Below are 17216 nucleotides of genomic sequence, written 5' to 3'. Positions count from 1 at the left end.
CAGATCAAGAGAAGTCATGTTCAAGCGAAACACCAGAGCCCTGGGGGGCGCCGCCTTGTGCGGCGCCCTGCTGGTCAGCGGCTGCGCCAACCAGATGTCGCAACGCAGTGAGCACGAGGAGCGGGTCGAGCGTAAGTTGCTCGACCACAGTCTGCAGATCGATGTAGGCGATCCCAAAGTGCTGGAACTGCCGCAACGCCGGGTTCGCATTCACGAGCAGAAGACTTTCGAGGTCACCGAATTCGAAGTCACCCGTCGCTACGACCGCTACACGCCTTACCAGCCCTGGCGCAAACTCTATGAGTTGCCCCTGGGTGCGGTGGCATTGGTGGCTGGCGCGGGAGCCAACGTGGCGAATATCTTCGCCCTCGGCAACCTGCCTACCAGCATGACCCACGACTGGCTGACTTACGGCGTGGACGGTCTCAACCCGTTCATGAACGTGCAATCCCACGGCCGGGCGCAACAGAATCTGGCAGGTATCGATGAAGTCCAGCGTGACAAGCGCGTGGAGTATTCAAGCCTGCCCTGGAGCGAACGACCGGTGCAGGTCACCGCCGGCAAAAAGATCCACGAGCTGACCACCGACCGCAACGGCGTCCTGCGCCTGAACCTGTTGGACAGCCCGTTTGCCGAGCAAGACCTGAATCGCATCACGACGCTGAAGATCAGCGTGGAAGATGGCCAGGACGACGTACATTCGGACTCGACCCTGGCAATCAGCAGTACCTTGCGCGGCAAGTTGCTGGAAGCCCACGGCCTGATCTACGACGACCTGGAAGACGACGAAGTCAGCCAATGGGTGCACCGGGTCAAGCGTCTGTCGGAGCTGGGCTTGGAAGAAGAAGCCAGTGAACTGGAACAAAGCCTGATTGAGCTGACCCGCAATGATCCGGAGCTACAGCAGGAATTCCTGCAGGCGCTGACCAAGGACGCGGGGCGGTTAGTCGCAGATCCCGGAGCACGCTGAGACTTCGAAAACACTGTAGATCCAAATGTGGGAGGGGGCTTGCTCCCGATTGCGGTGCATCAGTCAGCTTATACGTAGCTGACCCACCGCTATCGGGAGCAAGCCCCCTCCCACATTTTGTTTCCGGTTTCTACCAAGAGAACTCTAACTGTTCGTGGCCGCCGCTTAGGTCCAGCAACCGCACGCCAATACCCAACAATCGCACCGGTTTATCACCACGATTAAACGCCTGGGTCATCAGCTGTTGATAACTCTCCAGATCCCGCCCTGCCCCCGCCTGCTCCAAGGTGGTCTGGGTAAAGTCGTGAAACTTCACCTTAACGAACGGTTTGCCCGCACGGTAACTGCTGTCGATGCGCGCCATGCGCCCGGCCAGGGTCTCCATCAGTTCAGGGAGTTTTTCCAGGCAGCTTGAGAGATCCGGCAGGTCCACGTCGTAGGTATTTTCCACACTGATCGATTGCCGACGATTGTCGTTCTGCACTGCGCGTTCATCGATCCCACGAGCCAGGTTCCAGAGTCGCTCGCCAAAACTACCGAATTCCCGTACCAACGCCAGTTTGCTCCACTCGCGCAGTTGCAGGCAGTCTTCAATACCCAAACGAGCCAGCTTGTCGGCCGTGACCTTGCCGACGCCGTGCAACTTGCTCACGCGTAACTGCGAGACAAAGTCTTCGACCTGGTCCGGGGTGATCACAAACAGGCCGTTGGGCTTTTTCCAGTCGCTGGCGATCTTGGCCAGGAATTTATTCGGGGCCACGCCGGCGGATACGGTGATGTGCAATTGGTTGGAGACCCGCCGACGAATGTCTTGGGCAATACGCGTGGCACTGCCGCCAAAATGCGGGCTGTCCGAGACGTCCAAGTAGGCTTCATCCAAGGACAATGGCTCAATCAAGTCGGTGTAGTCGCGAAAGATCGTCTGAATTTCCTTCGACGCTTCTTTATAAGCATCCATGCGCGGCTTGACGATGGTCAGGTCCGGGCAAAGCTTCAAGGCATGGCGCGACGACATGGCTGAGCGCACCCCGTACGCCCGCGCTTCGTAATTGCACGTAGCGATCACGCCCCTTCGGTCCGCCGAGCCACCCACAGCCAGAGGCTTTTGCGCCAGGCTCGGGTTATCGCGCATCTCGATAGCGGCGTAGAAGCAATCACAGTCGACGTGGATGATTTTGCGCTGCGTCATATATAGAGGGGTGAAATCCTACGGGTGGGCAGTATCGCACTCACACCTGTATATAGCACCAGTAGTTTGAATCTTCTGCCTAAGCGGTAGGAAATTTCACACATGGATTTATTTTTTCAATCGAAAACAGCATCCCGATAGAGCCGAAACCCTTGGCCCGCCTGGCTCGCGCGGCCCCTACAAGGCTTTCTGGAGAGCTAACCGATTGAAGCACAAGCGCTTTTCTTCAACTCACAGGTTGACACACTCGTGATCCTCTGTAGAATGCCGACACACAGACGCGGGATGGAGCAGTCTGGTAGCTCGTCGGGCTCATAACCCGAAGGTCGTCGGTTCAAATCCGGCTCCCGCAACCAAACATCAAAAAAGGCTACTCGAAAGAGTGGCCTTTTTTGTGCGCGTGTGTTTTTCAAACCTGGATCGCGTGCACTTCATTACGAACGCTTCGCGCCCAACGCGGAGCAAGCCTGCTCACCACAAAAAGCCTTCTCAATCGAGAACTTAGGTTGCATGGGGCGGTTAATTCACACTTATTTGCACCATCGGTTGATTAACGGTTGACACCTCGCCGCTTGGCTGTAGAATGCCGCCCACAGACGCGGGATGGAGCAGTCTGGTAGCTCGTCGGGCTCATAACCCGAAGGTCGTCGGTTCAAATCCGGCTCCCGCAACCAAACATCAAAAAAGGCTACTCGAAAGAGTGGCCTTTTTTGTATCCGGTGAAAAAGTTCTTCTGAAACAATGGGATGGCATCTTTCATGAAACCGTACACGGTTTGTAGAGTCCATCTCATCGCACGCTATGCTTACTCCTCTACGACCAAGGGCCGCTGTCGCCGCCCCCGGTGATACGCGTTAATATTTGTAATTATTTTGTCCATAGGGATTGGTAACTTGGCTGGATACCCCCATCCTGTCGCGCACAATCCACGAGGTGATTGATGCGCGCCAACTCGTCTGAACCACAAGACACCGTCACAGCAGAACAACCGATCACGCCTACCCGATTGCGTTGGCTGGATCTGATCAGCAAGTACCGGCAACCCCTCGGGCTGGCGGTCACCCTGTTGCTGTTCGCCATCGCCTTGATCGCTTGCCGCCACCTTCTGCTGGAACTCGACCTGTACGCACTTCACGACTCGATCCTGGAAGTGCCCAAACCTGCACTGCTGGGAGCATTTGCCGCGGGCGTCGCAGGGTTTGTCATTCTTCTCGGCTATGAGTTCTCCGGCGCACGCTATGCCGGCGTGAAGCTGCCCGCCAAGACACTGGCCCATGGCGGCTTCACCGCCTTTGCCATTGGCAATGCGATTGGCCTGTCGATGCTCTCCGGCGGCTCGGTGCGCTACCGTTTATATGCACGCCATGGCATCGGGGCCTCGGAAGTCGCCCATATGACTGTGTTCGCCAGCCTGGCCCTGGGCTGCGCCCTGCCCCCGCTGGCCGCACTCGCGACACTGAGCAACCTGCCTGCAGCGTCGACCTACTTGCATCTGTCGCAAGGCCTGCTCGGCGCGATTGCCGGTGCCGTGCTGCTGTTGTCGGCCGCGCTGTGTATCGGCATTTACCGCCGCCGCTTGCCGGAGCAACCTTACCCGGACAACCTGCTGGTCAAAGTCGGCCGTCGCACCCTGCGCCTGCCCGGCCGGCGCCTGACGCTCCTGCAATTGGTCATCACTGCCCTGGATGTCGCCGCCGCCGCCACTGTCCTCTATCTATTGCTGCCAGAAGCGCCGCCCTTCGGGCCATTCCTGCTAGTTTACCTGCTGGCTCTCGCCGCTGGCGTGCTCAGCCACGTACCGGGCGGAGTCGGGGTGTTCGAAGCGATCCTGCTCGCCGCGTTTGCAGACAAGCTCGGCGCCGCACCACTGGCCGCTGCCCTGCTGCTGTATCGGATGATCTACGTAGTGTTGCCGCTCCTGATCGCGTGCGTGTTCCTGCTGATCAACGAGGCGCAACGACTATTCCAGACCCAGCAGAGCCTGCGCGTGGCCTCAGGTCTGGCGGCGCCAGTGCTGGCCGTACTGGTTTTTTTGTCCGGCGTGGTCCTGCTGTTTTCAGGCGCCACGCCAGAGATCGATTCACGCCTGGAAAACATCGGGTTCCTGATTCCCCACCGCCTGATTGATGCCTCGCATTTTGGTGCCAGCCTGATAGGCGTACTGTGCCTGTTGCTGGCCCAGGGCCTGCGTCGACGTTTGTCGGCGGCCTGGATGCTGACCATGGTGCTGCTGCTGGTGGGCGCCCTGCTCTCGCTGCTCAAAGGCTTCGACTGGGAAGAAGCCAGCCTGATGACCATGACGGCGGTGCTGCTGGCGATCTTTCGCCGCTCGTTCTACCGCGCCAGCCGCCTGACAGAACTGCCGTTCTCACCGCTGTACCTGGTGTCCAGCGTCTGCGTGCTGGGTGCCTCGATCTGGCTGCTGCTGTTTGCCTATCAAGATGTGCCGTACAGCCATCAACTGTGGTGGCAGTTCACCCTCGATGCCAACGCCCCACGCGGCCTGCGCTCATTGCTGGGAGCCGCCGTGCTGCTGGTGATCGTATCGCTGACCTGGCTGCTGCGCACCGCCCGCCCGGTGATCCACCTGCCGACCCCGGATGAGCTGGAGCGCGCCTCGAAGATCCTGATGGCTTCGTCCCAACCCGACGGTGGCCTTGCGCTGACCGGTGACAAGGCGCTGCTGTTCCACCCCAACGACGAAGCCTTCCTGATGTATGCCCGTCGCGGCCGCAGCCTGGTGGCCTTGTACGACCCAATTGGACCGACCCAGCCAAGGGCCGAGATGATTTGGCAGTTCCGCGACCTGTGCGACATCCACCACGCGCGTCCGGTGTTCTATCAGGTACGGGCGGAGAACCTGCCCTACTACATGGACATCGGCCTAACCGCGATCAAGCTGGGCGAAGAGGCGCGCGTCGACCTGAAACGCTTTGACCTGGAAGCCAAAGGCAAAGAGATGAAGGATCTGCGCTACACCTGGAACCGTGGCACCCGGGACGGTCTGTCCCTGGAGATCCATGAACCGGGTACGGCGCCGATGGATGAATTAAAAGTCATCTCGGACGCATGGCTTACCGGTAAGAATGTGCGCGAAAAAGGGTTTTCCCTGGGACGCTTCAGTGACGACTACCTCAAGCATTTTCGGATTGCGATCATTCGCTTCGAAGGACGCCCGGTAGCCTTCGCCAACTTGCTTGAGACTTACAATCACGACCTGGCCAGCCTCGACCTGATGCGCGCCCATCCGGATGCGCCCAAGTTGACCATGGAATTCATGATGGTCGGTCTGATTCAACACTATAAGAGTCACGGCTACGCCCGTTTCAGCCTCGGCATGGTGCCGTTGTCGGGCCTGCAACCGCGACGCGGCGCGCCACTGACCCAGCGTTTGGGTTCGATGGTGTTCCGTCGTGGCGAGCAACTGTATAACTTCCAAGGTTTGCGCCGCTTCAAAGATAAGTTCCAGCCAGACTGGGAACCCCGTTACATGGCCGTGCCCGCAGGACTTGATCCGCTGGTGGCACTGGCCGATACCGCCGCCCTGATCGCGGGTGGCTTGACTGGATTGGTGAAACGCTGATGATTCGACGCTCCTGGCGGTATGTATTGGCCTTTGTAGTGCTGCTGGCCCTGGTTCTGGGTGGCGGCTTTTGGTATTTGAAACGCCCTGCCCCGCAGCCGACCCTGGAGCAACTGCCCCAGGCCGATGGCTCGGTAATGACCCGCGTGACCCCAGCCGGCAACCCGAAAGCCCGTGTGGCCGTGGCGGTGATGGCCGACGAAACCCTGACCGATAGCCAGTTGTTAACCCTGAGCCAGGGTGGCAAAGCGCAGATCGTCCAGGTGGTCTTGCCAAAAGATGACTGCAAGCTGCAGGAACAAGCGCTGCAAAGCGCCTTGAGCCAGCTCAAGGGCCCTGCGACGCTGGTCAGCGGCATCGGCCCTGGCGCGGCGCTTGCCTTTCGCTGGCTGGCCACTCAGAACGACGACAAGGCCAATGCCATCTCTGTCGGCTTCGCTCTGGCGCAGGAAGGCTGCAAAGATCCACTGCCGAAAACTGCAGAGCACGGCAACTGGCTGGTGGCGTGGAATGACAACCCTGACGACGAAAGCGCCAGTTTCGTACGCGATACACCACGCGCCACAACCAGCATCAGTGACTACGACATTCACTACCCGCAAGTACTGAACAACGAACTGCGCAAGCAACTGGTGGGTTCGGATAACGGTGGCCTGGCGATTCCCGTGGTGGAAGTCCCGGCAGGCCAGGCTAAGGACACCGTGACCCTGTTCCTCTCCGGGGACGGCGGCTGGCGGGACCTGGACCGCGACGTGGCCGGTGAAATGGCCAAGATCGGCTACCCAGTGGTCGGCATCGATACCCTGCGCTACTACTGGCAGCACAAGACGCCGGAACAAAGCGCCAAAGACCTGACCGAGCTGATGCAGCACTACCGGCAAAAGTGGGGCACCAAGCGCTTTGTGCTGACCGGCTATTCGTTCGGCGCCGACGTGTTGCCAGCGATCTATAACCGCATGCCGGAGAACGAGCAACAGCGCGTCGATGCGATCATCCTGCTGGCCTTCGCCCGCACCGGTAGCTTTGAGATCGAAGTGGAAGGCTGGCTGGGCAACGCCGGCAAAGAAGCCGCGACCGGCCCGGAAATGGCCAAGCTGCCGCCTGAGAAAGTGGTGTGCATCTACGGCGCCGAAGAAGTCGACGAGAGTGGCTGCACCGACAAGACCGCCGTGGGCGAGGCTGTGAAGCTGCCCGGCGGGCATCACTTCGATGAGAACTACCCGGCGCTGGCCAAGCGGTTGGTGGATATCATCGTCAAGCACCAGGCCAAAAGCGAATAACCCCAGGCCTTACACAAATCAAAATGTGGGAGGGGGCTTGCCCCCGATAGCGGTAGGTCAGTCACAGCATTGCTGACTGACACTCAGCTATCGGGGGCGAGCCCCCTCCCACAGTTGTTTTGCGGTGTTAGTAAAATCTAACGCGGCTCGATGTGGGCAATCATCAGCTGTACGGTTTCATTCCCACGAAACTCGTTCACGTCCAGCTTGTAGGCCAACTCCACCCATCGCACGGTCGGATTCGGCCAGACCTCACGGTCCACGCCAAAGGCGATGCCATCGAGCTTCACTGACCCGCATTCGCTCTTGAGCACCACTTTCAGGTGCCGCTCCCCTACCACACGTTGCTCCACCAACTGAAACACCCCGTGAAACAGCGGCTCGGGGAAGTGCTGCCCCCAAGGACCGGCGTGCCGCAGGGCGCGGGCCAGCTCCAGGTGAAACTCCTCAACCGCCAGTGTGCCGTCGGACAACAGGCGACCGGTGAGGTCTTCTTCACGCAGTTGACGACGCACTTCGGCATCAAAAGCTTCGGCAAACAGAGGGAAATTCGCCTCTGGCAATGTCAGACCCGCCGCCATGGCATGGCCGCCGTACTTGGCGATCAGAGTGGGATGCTGGCTAGCAACCACCGCCAGCGCATCACGGATGTGAAAACCCGGCACAGAGCGCCCAGAGCCCTTAAGCAGGCCATCACCCGCATCGGCGAAGGCGATGGTCGGGCGGAAATAACGCTCTTTCATGCGCGACGCCAGAATGCCGATCACGCCTTGGTGCCATTCAGGGTCGAACAGGCACAGGCCAAAGGGCATTGATTCCACCGGCAAGTCCTTGAGCTGGGCCAGGGCCTCGCGCTGCATACCTTGCTCGATGGATTTACGGTCCTGGTTCATGCCGTCCAGTTGCGCCGCCATTTCCCGCGCCGCCGCGAAATCCGTGGTGAGCAGGCATTCGATACCCAGGCTCATGTCGTCCAGCCGCCCGGCGGCGTTGAGCCGCGGCCCGAGAATAAAGCCCAGGTCGGTGGAGGTGATGCGCGCCGCATCGCGCTTGGCCACTTCAAGGATTGCCTTGATCCCCGGCCGTGCGCGACCTGCGCGGATACGCTCCAGGCCTTGGTGCACCAGGATGCGATTGTTGGCGTCCAGCGGCACCACGTCGGCGACACTGCCCAGGGCGACCAAGTCGAGCAGATCGCCGATATTCGGCTGCGGCTTGTTCGCGTACCAGCCCAGCTCACGCAAGCGCGCGCGCAGCGCCATCAGCACGTAGAAAATCACGCCAACACCGGCCAACGCCTTGCTCGGAAACTCACAGCCCGGCTGGTTAGGATTGACGATGGCGTCTGCCGCAGGTAACTCGTCACCGGGCAAGTGGTGATCGGTGACCAACACCTGCAACCCCGCCGCCTTCGCCGCCGCCACGCCTTCGACACTGGAGATGCCGTTGTCCACGGTAATCAGCAACTGCGGCTCGCGCTGCAGGGCCACGGCAACAATCTCCGGCGTCAGGCCGTAGCCGTATTCGAAGCGATTGGGCACCAGGTAATCGACATGGGCGGCACCGAGCAAACGCAGGCCCAGGGTGCCTACAGTGCTGGCGGTGGCGCCATCGGCGTCGAAGTCACCAACGATGAGGATGCGTTGGCGTTGCTCCAGGGCCGTCACCAAAAGGTCTACGGCGGCGTCGATGCCCTTGAGCTGTTGATAGGGAATCAACCTTGCCAGGCTTTTATCCAGCTCGGCCTCGGACTGCACCCCGCGTGCGGCATAAAGACGGGTCAACAGCGGTGGCAGTTCACCGAGAAATGGCAGGACAGCGGGCAACGGACGAGGATCAATACGCATGGGGTGATGGGCGCTTCTCTTTGATACGACGGTTAAACGACAACGCTGAAGGCAACACGGAGCACATGTGGAAGGGGCAAGCCCTCCCTGCAGTGTTCAACCGCGCTCGCCGACCAGCCATTGCAGTTGCACTTCATGCTGGCCACGGTCATCAGTGACGAAGATCGTGCCTTCGCTGATCATCACGTCCCACTTGATTACGCGGGGCATGTCCTTGGCCAGAACCTCCAGAATCTCCTGGGGCACCGCAGCGATGTGTACGTTTTTCAGATTATTCGCCACCGGCACCACTTTGCCTTCCCATACACGCAGGCTGCCATAAGCCAGCAGGCTGGTACGTTCAGTACGGCGCGAGCACCAGGTCAGGCGGTCGGCATCGGGCTGGCCGACTTCGATCCAGTGCAAAACCCGATCATCCAGGCTTTTTTCCCACAGGGCCGGTTCGTCTACATCTGAAAGGCCACGACCGAATGCCAATTGCTCATTGTAAAAAAGGGCGTAGGCCAGCAGGCGCACGGTCATGCGTTCTTCGGTTTCCGAAGGGTGGCGGGCGATGGTCTGTTTGACGCTCTCGTACACCGAACGGTCAAGGTCGGTGAGGTTGAGTTCGAATTTGTAGGTCGTGGACGGCTGGGCCATGAACGGGCTTCTAGAGACAGGGAAAGGCGGCCAGTCTAACTGATGGTGGTGCCATTCAACGAATCCTGCGCTGTTTCACGCTTATCCCTGGCCGCTCGCCTATGTTAAAAGGCATCACACACCCGCTCCGCGCAGACAAGGATCCCCATGTCGTTTAATGCCAAACCGCTTGCCGGCCTGAAAGTCATCGAACTCGGCACCCTGATCGCCGGCCCGTTCGCTTCGCGTATCTGCGCTGAATTTGGTGCAGAAGTGATCAAGGTCGAATCCCCGAATGGCGGCGATCCGCTGCGCAAATGGCGCAAGCTGTACGAGGGCACCTCGCTGTGGTGGTTCGTGCAGGCACGCAACAAAAAATCCCTGACGCTGAACCTAAAGCACCCGGACGGTCTGGAGATTCTCAAGAAACTCCTGACGGACGCCGACATCCTCATCGAGAACTTTCGCCCCGGCGTACTGGAGAAACTCGGCCTGAGCTGGGAAACCCTGCACGCGCTGAACCCGAAACTGGTGATGGTGCGCCTCTCGGGCTTTGGCCAGACCGGACCGATGAAAGACCAGCCGGGGTTCGGTGCAGTCGGTGAATCCATGGGCGGGCTGCGTTACATCACCGGTTTCGAGGACCGCCCGCCGGTGCGCACAGGGATTTCCATTGGCGACTCCATCGCTGCGTTGTGGGCAGTAATCGGTGCACTGATGGCGCTGCGTCATCGCGAAGTGAATGGCGGCGTAGGCCAAGTGGTGGATGTGGCGCTGTATGAAGCTATCTTCGCCATGATGGAAAGCATGATTCCTGAGTTTGACGTGTTCGGATTCATCCGTGAGCGCACCGGCAACATCATGCCCGGCATTACACCGTCGTCGATCCATACCAGCGCGGACGGCAAGCATGTGCAGATCGGCGCAAATGGGGATGCAATCTTCAAACGGTTTATGAGTGCCATTGGCCGTGAAGACCTGGCGAATGATGCGCAGTTGGCGAGCAATGACGGGCGCGATACCCGTCGTGATGAGCTGTATGGCGTGATTGATCGTTGGGTCAATTCGCTGTCACTGGAGCAGGTGGTGGAGCAACTGAACAAGGCCGAGGTACCCGCCAGCCGGATCTACAGCGCCGAGGACATGCTTGGCGATCCGCAATTCCTGGCGCGGGAGATGTTCCTCAAGGCGCAACTGCCAGGCGGCAAGGACTTCAAGATGCCGGGCATCGTGCCCAAGCTGTCGGACACGCCCGGGAGCTGCGAGTGGGTCGGGCCGCAGTTGGGCGAGCACACCAACGTGCTGCTTAACGAGCTGGGTTACGACGCGGCCGCGATCACCCGGCTACGTGAACAAGGCGCGATCTGATGGCGCACTCGCAATAATGGCGCGGCGTTGGCTCCTGGGTGTTTGTGCACCGTTGCTCGGGCTTCTGCCGCTGTCTGCCAAGGCAGCGGACACCTTGACCTGGTTAATCCGCGACCTGCCCCCGATGACCATCCTCGACGGCCCGCAAAAGGGCCAGGGCGTCATCGACGAATTGCTGCCGATGCTGATGGAGCGCCTGCCCGAGTACCAACACAAGATTTTGCACGTTAACCGTGCACGCGGCCTGCAGATACTTCAGACCCCCGCACTGACCTGCGACCCCACCATGCTATGGACCGCAGAACGGGCCAAGTGGGTGGTGTATTCGCGCCCGGCTTTTTCCATGGTCAGTAATGGGGTGGTGGTACGTCAGGACCGCCGTGACGTGCTCGCGCCGCTTGTCGCACAGCAAAGGGTGGACCTCGCGGCGCTCCAGCTGGATAAGCGCGCACGCCTGGGCGTGGTGGCCGAGCGCAGCTACGGGACGCTCATCGATGAAATGCTGGACCAAACGGATGCGCATACACGCGTGCTGCACTACGGAAACGACGCCCTGGGCAGCCTGCTGCAAATGCAGCGATTGGGTCGCCTGGAAGCCGTGCTGGGCTACTGGACTGAAATTCGCTATCACGCCCTGCGCCAGGGGATTGATCCGCTGACCTTGGCGTTCTATCCGATTGCTGGCGTCATGCCCTACCAACGTGTGCATATCGGCTGCTCCGATACGCCTGAGGGCCACCAGGCAATTGAACACATCAACCAAGTGTTGAACGAGCTGCCCCAGGCTCAACTACTGCACGCCTATGCCGCCTGGCTCGACCCTGCGCTGCGCACGCAATACCTGACCGACCATCTCCAGTTTTACCAAGACGCGCCTACGCCCTGACAAATCGCGGGCAAAAAGAAACCCCGAAGCGTGGGGAGACACTTCAGGGTTAAACGTGGCCAACAAAGACCAGTACAGCAAGCCACAAACACCGGAGCACAATGTTTGCTCTTGCTGTTACAAAATCTGACCGGCCATGCCGTAGGAAGTTTCCATCGATGAACAATTCTTCATGCGCGGGCAATGCCACGGGTCTGGGCGGCATTGCGTAAGGCGGCGATGACCGAGGGTTCCAATCGGCCTTCTGCAATTTTGATGTCACGCAGCAGGCAGTCCACTACGTCCACCAGCACGCGTTTATCCATCAATTGGGCACGGTCAACTTCACGCTCGACCACAATAGCGCCAGTAGGATTCTTTACTGTCACCAAGCACTCGTCCTGAACACCCGCAGTGGTCAGCGTAACCTGATAAGGGGTCAGTGCTTCTTCGAGCAATAGGCTGATACTTTCCATCTCGATCACCACTCAATAGTTCGGGAACAATCGTTTCAACGGGAACTGCATCTATCCTAAGTGACTGGCTATGACGTAGGAAAGTTCGCTTTTTCGTATTTACGGGGGTTACCGGGGGATGAGGTTTCCAGCATGCGCTTGCAATATGACAAGCAAAAAACGGCGACACATAAATGCTTGCGCAATGGGCGGTGATTTGGGGTTTGGCCGGGCGCTATCGCAGGTCGCCCCTTTACTTAATGAGCGCTGCCAAAAAACAAAAAACGCCGCTGACCCAAGCAAGGGAGAGCGGCGTTTTTGTGTACGCGGTCTGCCTTACAACGGCTTACCACGATTGCCGTGCTGGCTGACAAACGCCTGCACTGCTTTCAAGTCATTGGCCAACACCGTGCAACGCTCTTCGCGCTCGAACAGGTCGGTCAAGTGCACCGGCAGCTCCAACGCCTTGCCGACACCGGCTTTCTCCACCGCTTCCGGGAATTTGACCGGGTGCGCGGTACCGAGGATCACCATTGGAATATCCAGGCTGCGACGGCATTCGCGGGCGGCCTTCACACCGATGGCGGTGTGCGGGTCGAGCAGTTCGCCGGTCTGGGCATAGACTTCGGCGATGGTCTCGCAGGTCTGTGCATCGTCCACGGCCAGGGAGTCAAAGAGCTTGCGGGTTTCGGTCCAGCGCTCCTCATCAACGCTGAAACCGCCGCCGCTCTTGAAGGTGTCCATCAAGCCGGCAATCGCCGAACCGTTGCGACCGTGCATGTCGAACAGCAGGCGTTCGAAGTTCGACGAGACCATGATGTCCATGGAAGGCGACAGGGTAGCGTGCAGGGTTTCCTTGACGTACTGATTGCCGCTCATGAAGCGGTGCAGGATGTCGTTGCGGTTGGTGGCGACGATCAACTGATTGATCGGCAGGCCCATGTTACGCGCCAGGTAACCGGCGAAGATATCGCCGAAGTTGCCGGTCGGCACCGAGAACGACACCGAACGCGCCGGGCCGCCCAACTGTAGGGATGCGTGGAAGTAGTAAACGATCTGGGCCATGATCCGCGCCCAGTTGATCGAGTTCACCGCGACCAGGCGGGTGCCCTTGAGGAAGCTCTGGTCAGCGAAGCTGTTCTTGACCATTTCCTGGCAGTCATCGAAGTTGCCTTCGATGGCGATGTTGTGGATGTTCTCGCCAAAGATGGTGGTCATCTGACGGCGCTGCACTTCCGACACACGCTTGTGCGGGTGCAGGATGAAGATGTCGACGTTTTCGCAGTGCTTGCAACCTTCGATGGCGGCCGAACCGGTATCACCGGAGGTAGCGCCGATGATCACAACGCGCTCGCCGCGCTTCTCCAACACATAATCCAACAGGCGACCGAGCAGTTGCAGGGCAAAGTCCTTGAACGCCAGAGTCGGGCCGTGGAACAGTTCCAGCACCCACTCATTGCCATTCAGTTGGCGCAACGGCGCGATGGCGCTGTGGGAAAACACGCCGTATGTTTCTTCCAGAATCTTCTTGAAGTCCGCATCTGGAATGCTGCCGGTGACGAATGGACGCATCACTCGGAACGCCAGTTCGTGGTACGGCAGCCCGGCCCAGGAGGCGATTTCTTCCTGAGTGAAGCGTGGCAGGTTTTCCGGCACGTACAGGCCGCCGTCAGTGGCAAGGCCTGCCAGCAAAACGTCTTCGAAATTCAGGGCCGGTGCCTGGCCGCGGGTGCTGATGTAACGCATGACTGGCTCCTCTAAAACATTCTCGAACAGAGGCCGCCGAACGCGCGGGGCCCCTGGAACAATCGGTTAGTTCAGGTGTTCAACACGAATACGAACGACCGGGCCGACAACGCCTTGCAAGGCTTCCAGCGCGGTGATGGCGTCGTTGATGTGCTGCTCAAGCACCCGGTGGGTCAGCAGGATCATCGGCACCTGGCCATTTTGCTCCTCGACTTCCTTCTGCATGATCGACTCGATGTTGATACCGCGCTCCGACAGGATGCTGGCGACCTGGGCCAACACGCCCGGATGATCCTTGGCCTGGATGCGCAGGTAGTAGGCACTTTCGCACGCTTCGATAGGCAGGATCGGGTGGGCCGACAGTGAATCAGGCTGGAAGGCCAGGTGCGGGACGCGGTTTTCCGGGTCGCTGGTCATGGCGCGAACCACGTCTACCAAGTCGGCGATCACCGAGGAAGCGGTCGGCTCCATACCAGCGCCGGCGCCGTAGAACAGCGTGGAACCCGCAGCGTCACCGTTGACCATCACTGCGTTCATCACGCCGTTGACGTTGGCGATCAGGCGATCGGCGGGGATCAGCGTCGGGTGCACACGCAGCTCGATACCAGCCGGGGTGCTGCGCGCTACGCCAAGATGCTTGATGCGGTAGCCCAGGGCTTCGGCGTAGTTCACGTCGGCCGTGGTCAGCTTGGTGATGCCTTCGGTGTAGGCCTTGTCGAACTGCAGCGGGATACCAAAGGCGATGGACGCCAGGATGGTCAGCTTGTGGGCCGCGTCGATCCCTTCCACGTCGAAAGTCGGGTCGGCTTCGGCGTAACCCAGAGCCTGGGCTTCTGCCAGCACGTCTTCGAAGGTACGGCCCTTCTCACGCATTTCGGTGAGAATGAAGTTACCGGTGCCGTTGATGATGCCGGCCACCCAGTTGATACGGTTGGCGGACAAGCCTTCACGTATCGCCTTGATCACCGGGATACCACCGGCTACTGCGGCTTCGAACGCTACGATCACGCCCTTCTCACGCGCCTTGGCGAAGATCTCGTTGCCGTGCACGGCGATCAGCGCCTTGTTGGCAGTGACCACGTGCTTGCCGTTCTCGATGGCTTTGAGCACCAGCTCACGGGCAACGGTATAGCCGCCTACCAGCTCGATGACGATATCGATCTCCGGATTGGTGGCCACGGCGAAGACATCGTTGGTAATCGCAATACCGGTCGTTTCGAACTGAGGCTTTGGCGAACGCGTGGCAATTTGCGCCACTTCAATCCCGCGCCCTGCACGGCGGGAAATTTCTTCAGCATTACGCTGAAGTACGTTGAAGGTGCCGCCACCGACGGTCCCTAAACCACAGATGCCTACTTTGACCGGTTTCACTGAAGAACTCCCCATGAAACGGCCGACGCTAGGTCGGCCGTGGAAAACAGCCGCACAACTGCGGCTTTCAATTAATGACCCGTCGACTGATCAACGAGCCATGATCGTCAAAGGTTCGACGATGCTGGTTTATTTGGCACTCAGCGCCAGTTTGGCAACTTGTGGCGCCGGCTGGTAGCCCGGAATAACCTGGCCATCAGCCAAAACGATAGCCGGTGTACCGTTCACGCCAATGGACTGGCCCAATGCGAACTGCTTGGAGACCGGATTGGCGCACTTGGCGGCCTTGATTTCCTTGCCGTCGACCATCTTGTCCATGGCCGCTTTCTTATCGGCCGAGCACCAGACCGCCTGCAATTGTTCGTCACCCGGCGAACCCAGGCCCTGACGCGGAAACGCTACGTAGCGCACTTCCACACCCAGCTTGTTCAACGCAGGCACTTCGGCGTGCAGCTTATGGCAGTACGGGCAGGTGGTGTCCGTAAACACGGTAATGTGAGTCTTGGTCTCGCCGATGGCCGGGTACACCACAGTCTCGGCCACCGGAATGCCATTGATCAATTTGGACACGCCCAGACGCTCGGCTTTCTCAGTCAGGTTGACCGGCTTGCCGTCTTTCAACTGGAACAGGTAACCCTGGACGATGTACTGGCCATCGGCACTGGCGTACAACACGCGGCTACCCTTGAGCTTGACTTCATACAGGCCGGCCATCGGGCTGGCGCTGATGCTTTCGATCGGGGTATCAAGTTGCAGGTTGGCCAGGCTCTTGCGGATGGTCTGCTCGGCAGCATCATCGGCGACGGCAAAGGTGGAAACCAACGCAATGGCTGCGGCGGCAATAATCTGGGTCAAGCGCATGGGAACTCCTGAAGGCAGATGCAGGGACGGGAAGGAACACCGCTGTCTCTGTAGACACGGGTCGGGACCGTCACCTTTGCTAACCGGCAAAGCCTACCACAGTTGGGCCGCAGGGCAGCCCGCGGCGGGATAAATTGGCGGTTTTCAGCCTCGCGGGTGGTGCTTGGCGTGCATATCCTGCAATCGCGCACGCGCCACATGGGTGTAGATCTGGGTGGTGGATAAGTCGCTGTGCCCGAGCAGCATTTGCACCACGCGTAAATCCGCACCGTGGTTGAGCAAATGGGTGGCAAATGCATGGCGTAGCGTGTGGGGAGACAGGCTCTTGCCAATTCCGGCGACCTTGGCCTGGTGCTTGATGCGATGCCAGAAAGTCTGGCGGGTCATTTGCTCACCGCGCAGGCTGGGAAACAGCACATCGCTGGGGCGCCCACCGAGCAATTCGCCACGGGCATCGCGCATATAACGCTCGACCCACACAATCGCCTCCTCTCCCATCGGCACCAGCCGCTCCTTACTGCCCTTGCCCATCACACGCAGCACGCCCTGACGCAGGTTAACCTGCTCCAGGGTCAGGCTGATCAGCTCGGTAACCCGTAGCCCGCATGCGTACAACACTTCGAGCATAGCGCGGTCACGCTGGCCGATGGCTTCGCTCAGGTCAGGGGCGGCGAGCAAGGCGTCGACGTCGGCTTCCGATAGGGATTTGGGCAATGGCCTGCCCAGTTGCGGCATGTCGACTTGCAAGGTCGGGTCCAGGGCAATCAGCTTTTCCCGCAGCAGATAGCGATAAAAGCCACGTACACCAGATAGAAACCGTGCAGTGGAGCGCGGCTTGTAATTCTGATCCAGGCGCCAGGCCAAGTGATCGAGGATCAGCTCACGGCCAGCGCTGACCAGCTCAAGGTTATTCTCCTGCAGCCAGCCGTTGAACAGCGCCAGGTCACTGCGGTAAGCCTGGCGAGTGTTGTCCGAAAGGCCTTTTTCCAGCCAGAGGGCGTCGAGGAAGCGGTCGATCAGGGGGTGGTCGATAGCAGGCATGAGGGCTCGAAGCAGAAAAGAA

The 17216-nt window shown here is 59.6% G+C and carries 13 protein-coding genes and 2 tRNA genes; 7 read left to right on the top strand and 8 right to left on the bottom strand.

The features are described 5' to 3' along the window. Positions 1-16: 16 nt before the first annotated feature. A complete protein-coding gene (locus BW43_RS03805; RefSeq protein ID WP_032890811.1) occupies positions 17-970 on the top strand; it encodes a hypothetical protein in 954 nt (317 codons plus the stop codon). A 130-nt stretch (positions 971-1100) separates the two neighbouring features. Here BW43_RS03805 and dinB read toward each other — a convergent pair whose 3' ends face one another. After that, on the bottom strand, positions 1101-2159 hold the full coding sequence (dinB, locus tag BW43_RS03810; RefSeq protein ID WP_032890809.1) for a DNA polymerase IV: 1059 nt from the start codon (positions 2157-2159) through the stop codon (positions 1101-1103). A gap of 279 nt (positions 2160-2438) precedes the next feature. On the opposite strand from dinB, the gene BW43_RS03815 reads away from it, so the two are divergent. The 4 genes from BW43_RS03815 (at position 2439) to BW43_RS03830 (ending at position 7022) form a co-directional block, all read left to right on the top strand. Then, positions 2439-2515 (top strand) — tRNA-Met (locus tag BW43_RS03815). 241 nt (positions 2516-2756) lie between these two features. After that, positions 2757-2833 (top strand) — tRNA-Met (locus tag BW43_RS03820). A gap of 266 nt (positions 2834-3099) precedes the next feature. Continuing rightward, positions 3100-5742: a bifunctional lysylphosphatidylglycerol flippase/synthetase MprF gene (gene mprF / locus BW43_RS03825; protein WP_032890807.1), complete on the top strand. Its 2643-nt coding sequence runs from the start codon at positions 3100-3102 to the stop codon at positions 5740-5742. Next, the gene (locus BW43_RS03830; RefSeq protein WP_032890805.1) at positions 5742-7022 is read left to right on the top strand and encodes a virulence factor family protein; all 1281 of its coding nucleotides are present in this window, start codon (positions 5742-5744) and stop codon (positions 7020-7022) included. The genes mprF and BW43_RS03830 overlap by 1 nt, the downstream gene beginning before the upstream one ends. Before the next feature lie 137 nt (positions 7023-7159). Here BW43_RS03830 and recJ read toward each other — a convergent pair whose 3' ends face one another. Beyond that, positions 7160-8869: a single-stranded-DNA-specific exonuclease RecJ gene (gene recJ, locus BW43_RS03835; protein ID WP_032890803.1), complete on the bottom strand. Its 1710-nt coding sequence runs from the start codon at positions 8867-8869 to the stop codon at positions 7160-7162. 96 nt (positions 8870-8965) lie between these two features. Continuing rightward, positions 8966-9508: a YaeQ family protein gene (locus BW43_RS03840; protein WP_032890801.1), complete on the bottom strand. Its 543-nt coding sequence runs from the start codon at positions 9506-9508 to the stop codon at positions 8966-8968. Between the two features lie 147 nt (positions 9509-9655). Here BW43_RS03840 and BW43_RS03845 point away from each other — a divergent pair, with 147 nt between their 5' ends. Then, on the top strand, positions 9656-10855 hold the full coding sequence (locus tag BW43_RS03845) for a CaiB/BaiF CoA-transferase family protein (RefSeq protein WP_032890799.1): 1200 nt from the start codon (positions 9656-9658) through the stop codon (positions 10853-10855). A 16-nt stretch (positions 10856-10871) separates the two neighbouring features. Beyond that, complete coding sequence (locus BW43_RS03850) at positions 10872-11741, top strand: TIGR02285 family protein (protein ID WP_032890797.1); 870 nt, start codon at positions 10872-10874, stop codon at positions 11739-11741. A 170-nt stretch (positions 11742-11911) separates the two neighbouring features. Here BW43_RS03850 and BW43_RS03855 read toward each other — a convergent pair whose 3' ends face one another. The 5 genes from BW43_RS03855 to xerD form a co-directional block, all read right to left on the bottom strand. Then, positions 11912-12196 carry a DUF3509 domain-containing protein gene (locus BW43_RS03855; RefSeq protein WP_032890795.1) on the bottom strand — a complete coding sequence of 95 codons (285 nt, stop codon included), beginning with the start codon at positions 12194-12196 and terminating at the stop codon, positions 11912-11914. A gap of 315 nt (positions 12197-12511) precedes the next feature. Next, entirely contained in the window at positions 12512-13921 is a 1410-nt protein-coding gene (thrC, locus tag BW43_RS03860) for a threonine synthase (protein WP_032890793.1), read from the bottom strand. 66 nt (positions 13922-13987) lie between these two features. Then, a complete protein-coding gene (locus tag BW43_RS03865) occupies positions 13988-15292 on the bottom strand; it encodes a homoserine dehydrogenase (protein ID WP_032890791.1) in 1305 nt (434 codons plus the stop codon). 129 nt (positions 15293-15421) lie between these two features. After that, positions 15422-16153 (bottom strand): thioredoxin fold domain-containing protein, encoded by a 732-nt coding sequence (locus BW43_RS03870; RefSeq protein WP_003175893.1) that lies wholly within the window; start codon positions 16151-16153, stop codon positions 15422-15424. 144 nt (positions 16154-16297) lie between these two features. Then, positions 16298-17194 (bottom strand): site-specific tyrosine recombinase XerD, encoded by an 897-nt coding sequence (xerD, locus tag BW43_RS03875; protein WP_032890789.1) that lies wholly within the window; start codon positions 17192-17194, stop codon positions 16298-16300. Between the last annotated feature and the right edge of the window lie 22 nt (positions 17195-17216).

The organism is Pseudomonas sp. RIT357 (assembly GCF_000632245.1).
Taxonomy (GTDB): Bacteria; Pseudomonadota; Gammaproteobacteria; order Pseudomonadales; family Pseudomonadaceae; genus Aquipseudomonas; species Aquipseudomonas sivasensis.
This window is presented reverse-complemented; position numbering and strand designations above follow the sequence as displayed.

What these genes read in the sequence shown, in the direction of transcription:
- BW43_RS03805 (WP_032890811.1), top strand. Translation starts at nt 17, where the DNA reads ATGTTCAAGCGAAACACCAGAGCCCTGGGGGGCGCCGCCTTGTGCGGC.
- dinB (WP_032890809.1), bottom strand. Translation starts at nt 2,159, where the DNA reads ATGACGCAGCGCAAAATCATCCACGTCGACTGTGATTGCTTCTACGCC.
- mprF (WP_032890807.1), top strand. Translation starts at nt 3,100, where the DNA reads ATGCGCGCCAACTCGTCTGAACCACAAGACACCGTCACAGCAGAACAA.
- BW43_RS03830 (WP_032890805.1), top strand. Translation starts at nt 5,742, where the DNA reads ATGATTCGACGCTCCTGGCGGTATGTATTGGCCTTTGTAGTGCTGCTG.
- recJ (WP_032890803.1), bottom strand. Translation starts at nt 8,869, where the DNA reads ATGCGTATTGATCCTCGTCCGTTGCCCGCTGTCCTGCCATTTCTCGGT.
- BW43_RS03840 (WP_032890801.1), bottom strand. Translation starts at nt 9,508, where the DNA reads ATGGCCCAGCCGTCCACGACCTACAAATTCGAACTCAACCTCACCGAC.
- BW43_RS03845 (WP_032890799.1), top strand. Translation starts at nt 9,656, where the DNA reads ATGTCGTTTAATGCCAAACCGCTTGCCGGCCTGAAAGTCATCGAACTC.
- BW43_RS03850 (WP_032890797.1), top strand. Translation starts at nt 10,872, where the DNA reads ATGGCGCGGCGTTGGCTCCTGGGTGTTTGTGCACCGTTGCTCGGGCTT.
- BW43_RS03855 (WP_032890795.1), bottom strand. Translation starts at nt 12,196, where the DNA reads ATGGAAAGTATCAGCCTATTGCTCGAAGAAGCACTGACCCCTTATCAG.
- thrC (WP_032890793.1), bottom strand. Translation starts at nt 13,921, where the DNA reads ATGCGTTACATCAGCACCCGCGGCCAGGCACCGGCCCTGAATTTCGAA.
- BW43_RS03870 (WP_003175893.1), bottom strand. Translation starts at nt 16,153, where the DNA reads ATGCGCTTGACCCAGATTATTGCCGCCGCAGCCATTGCGTTGGTTTCC.
- xerD (WP_032890789.1), bottom strand. Translation starts at nt 17,194, where the DNA reads ATGCCTGCTATCGACCACCCCCTGATCGACCGCTTCCTCGACGCCCTC.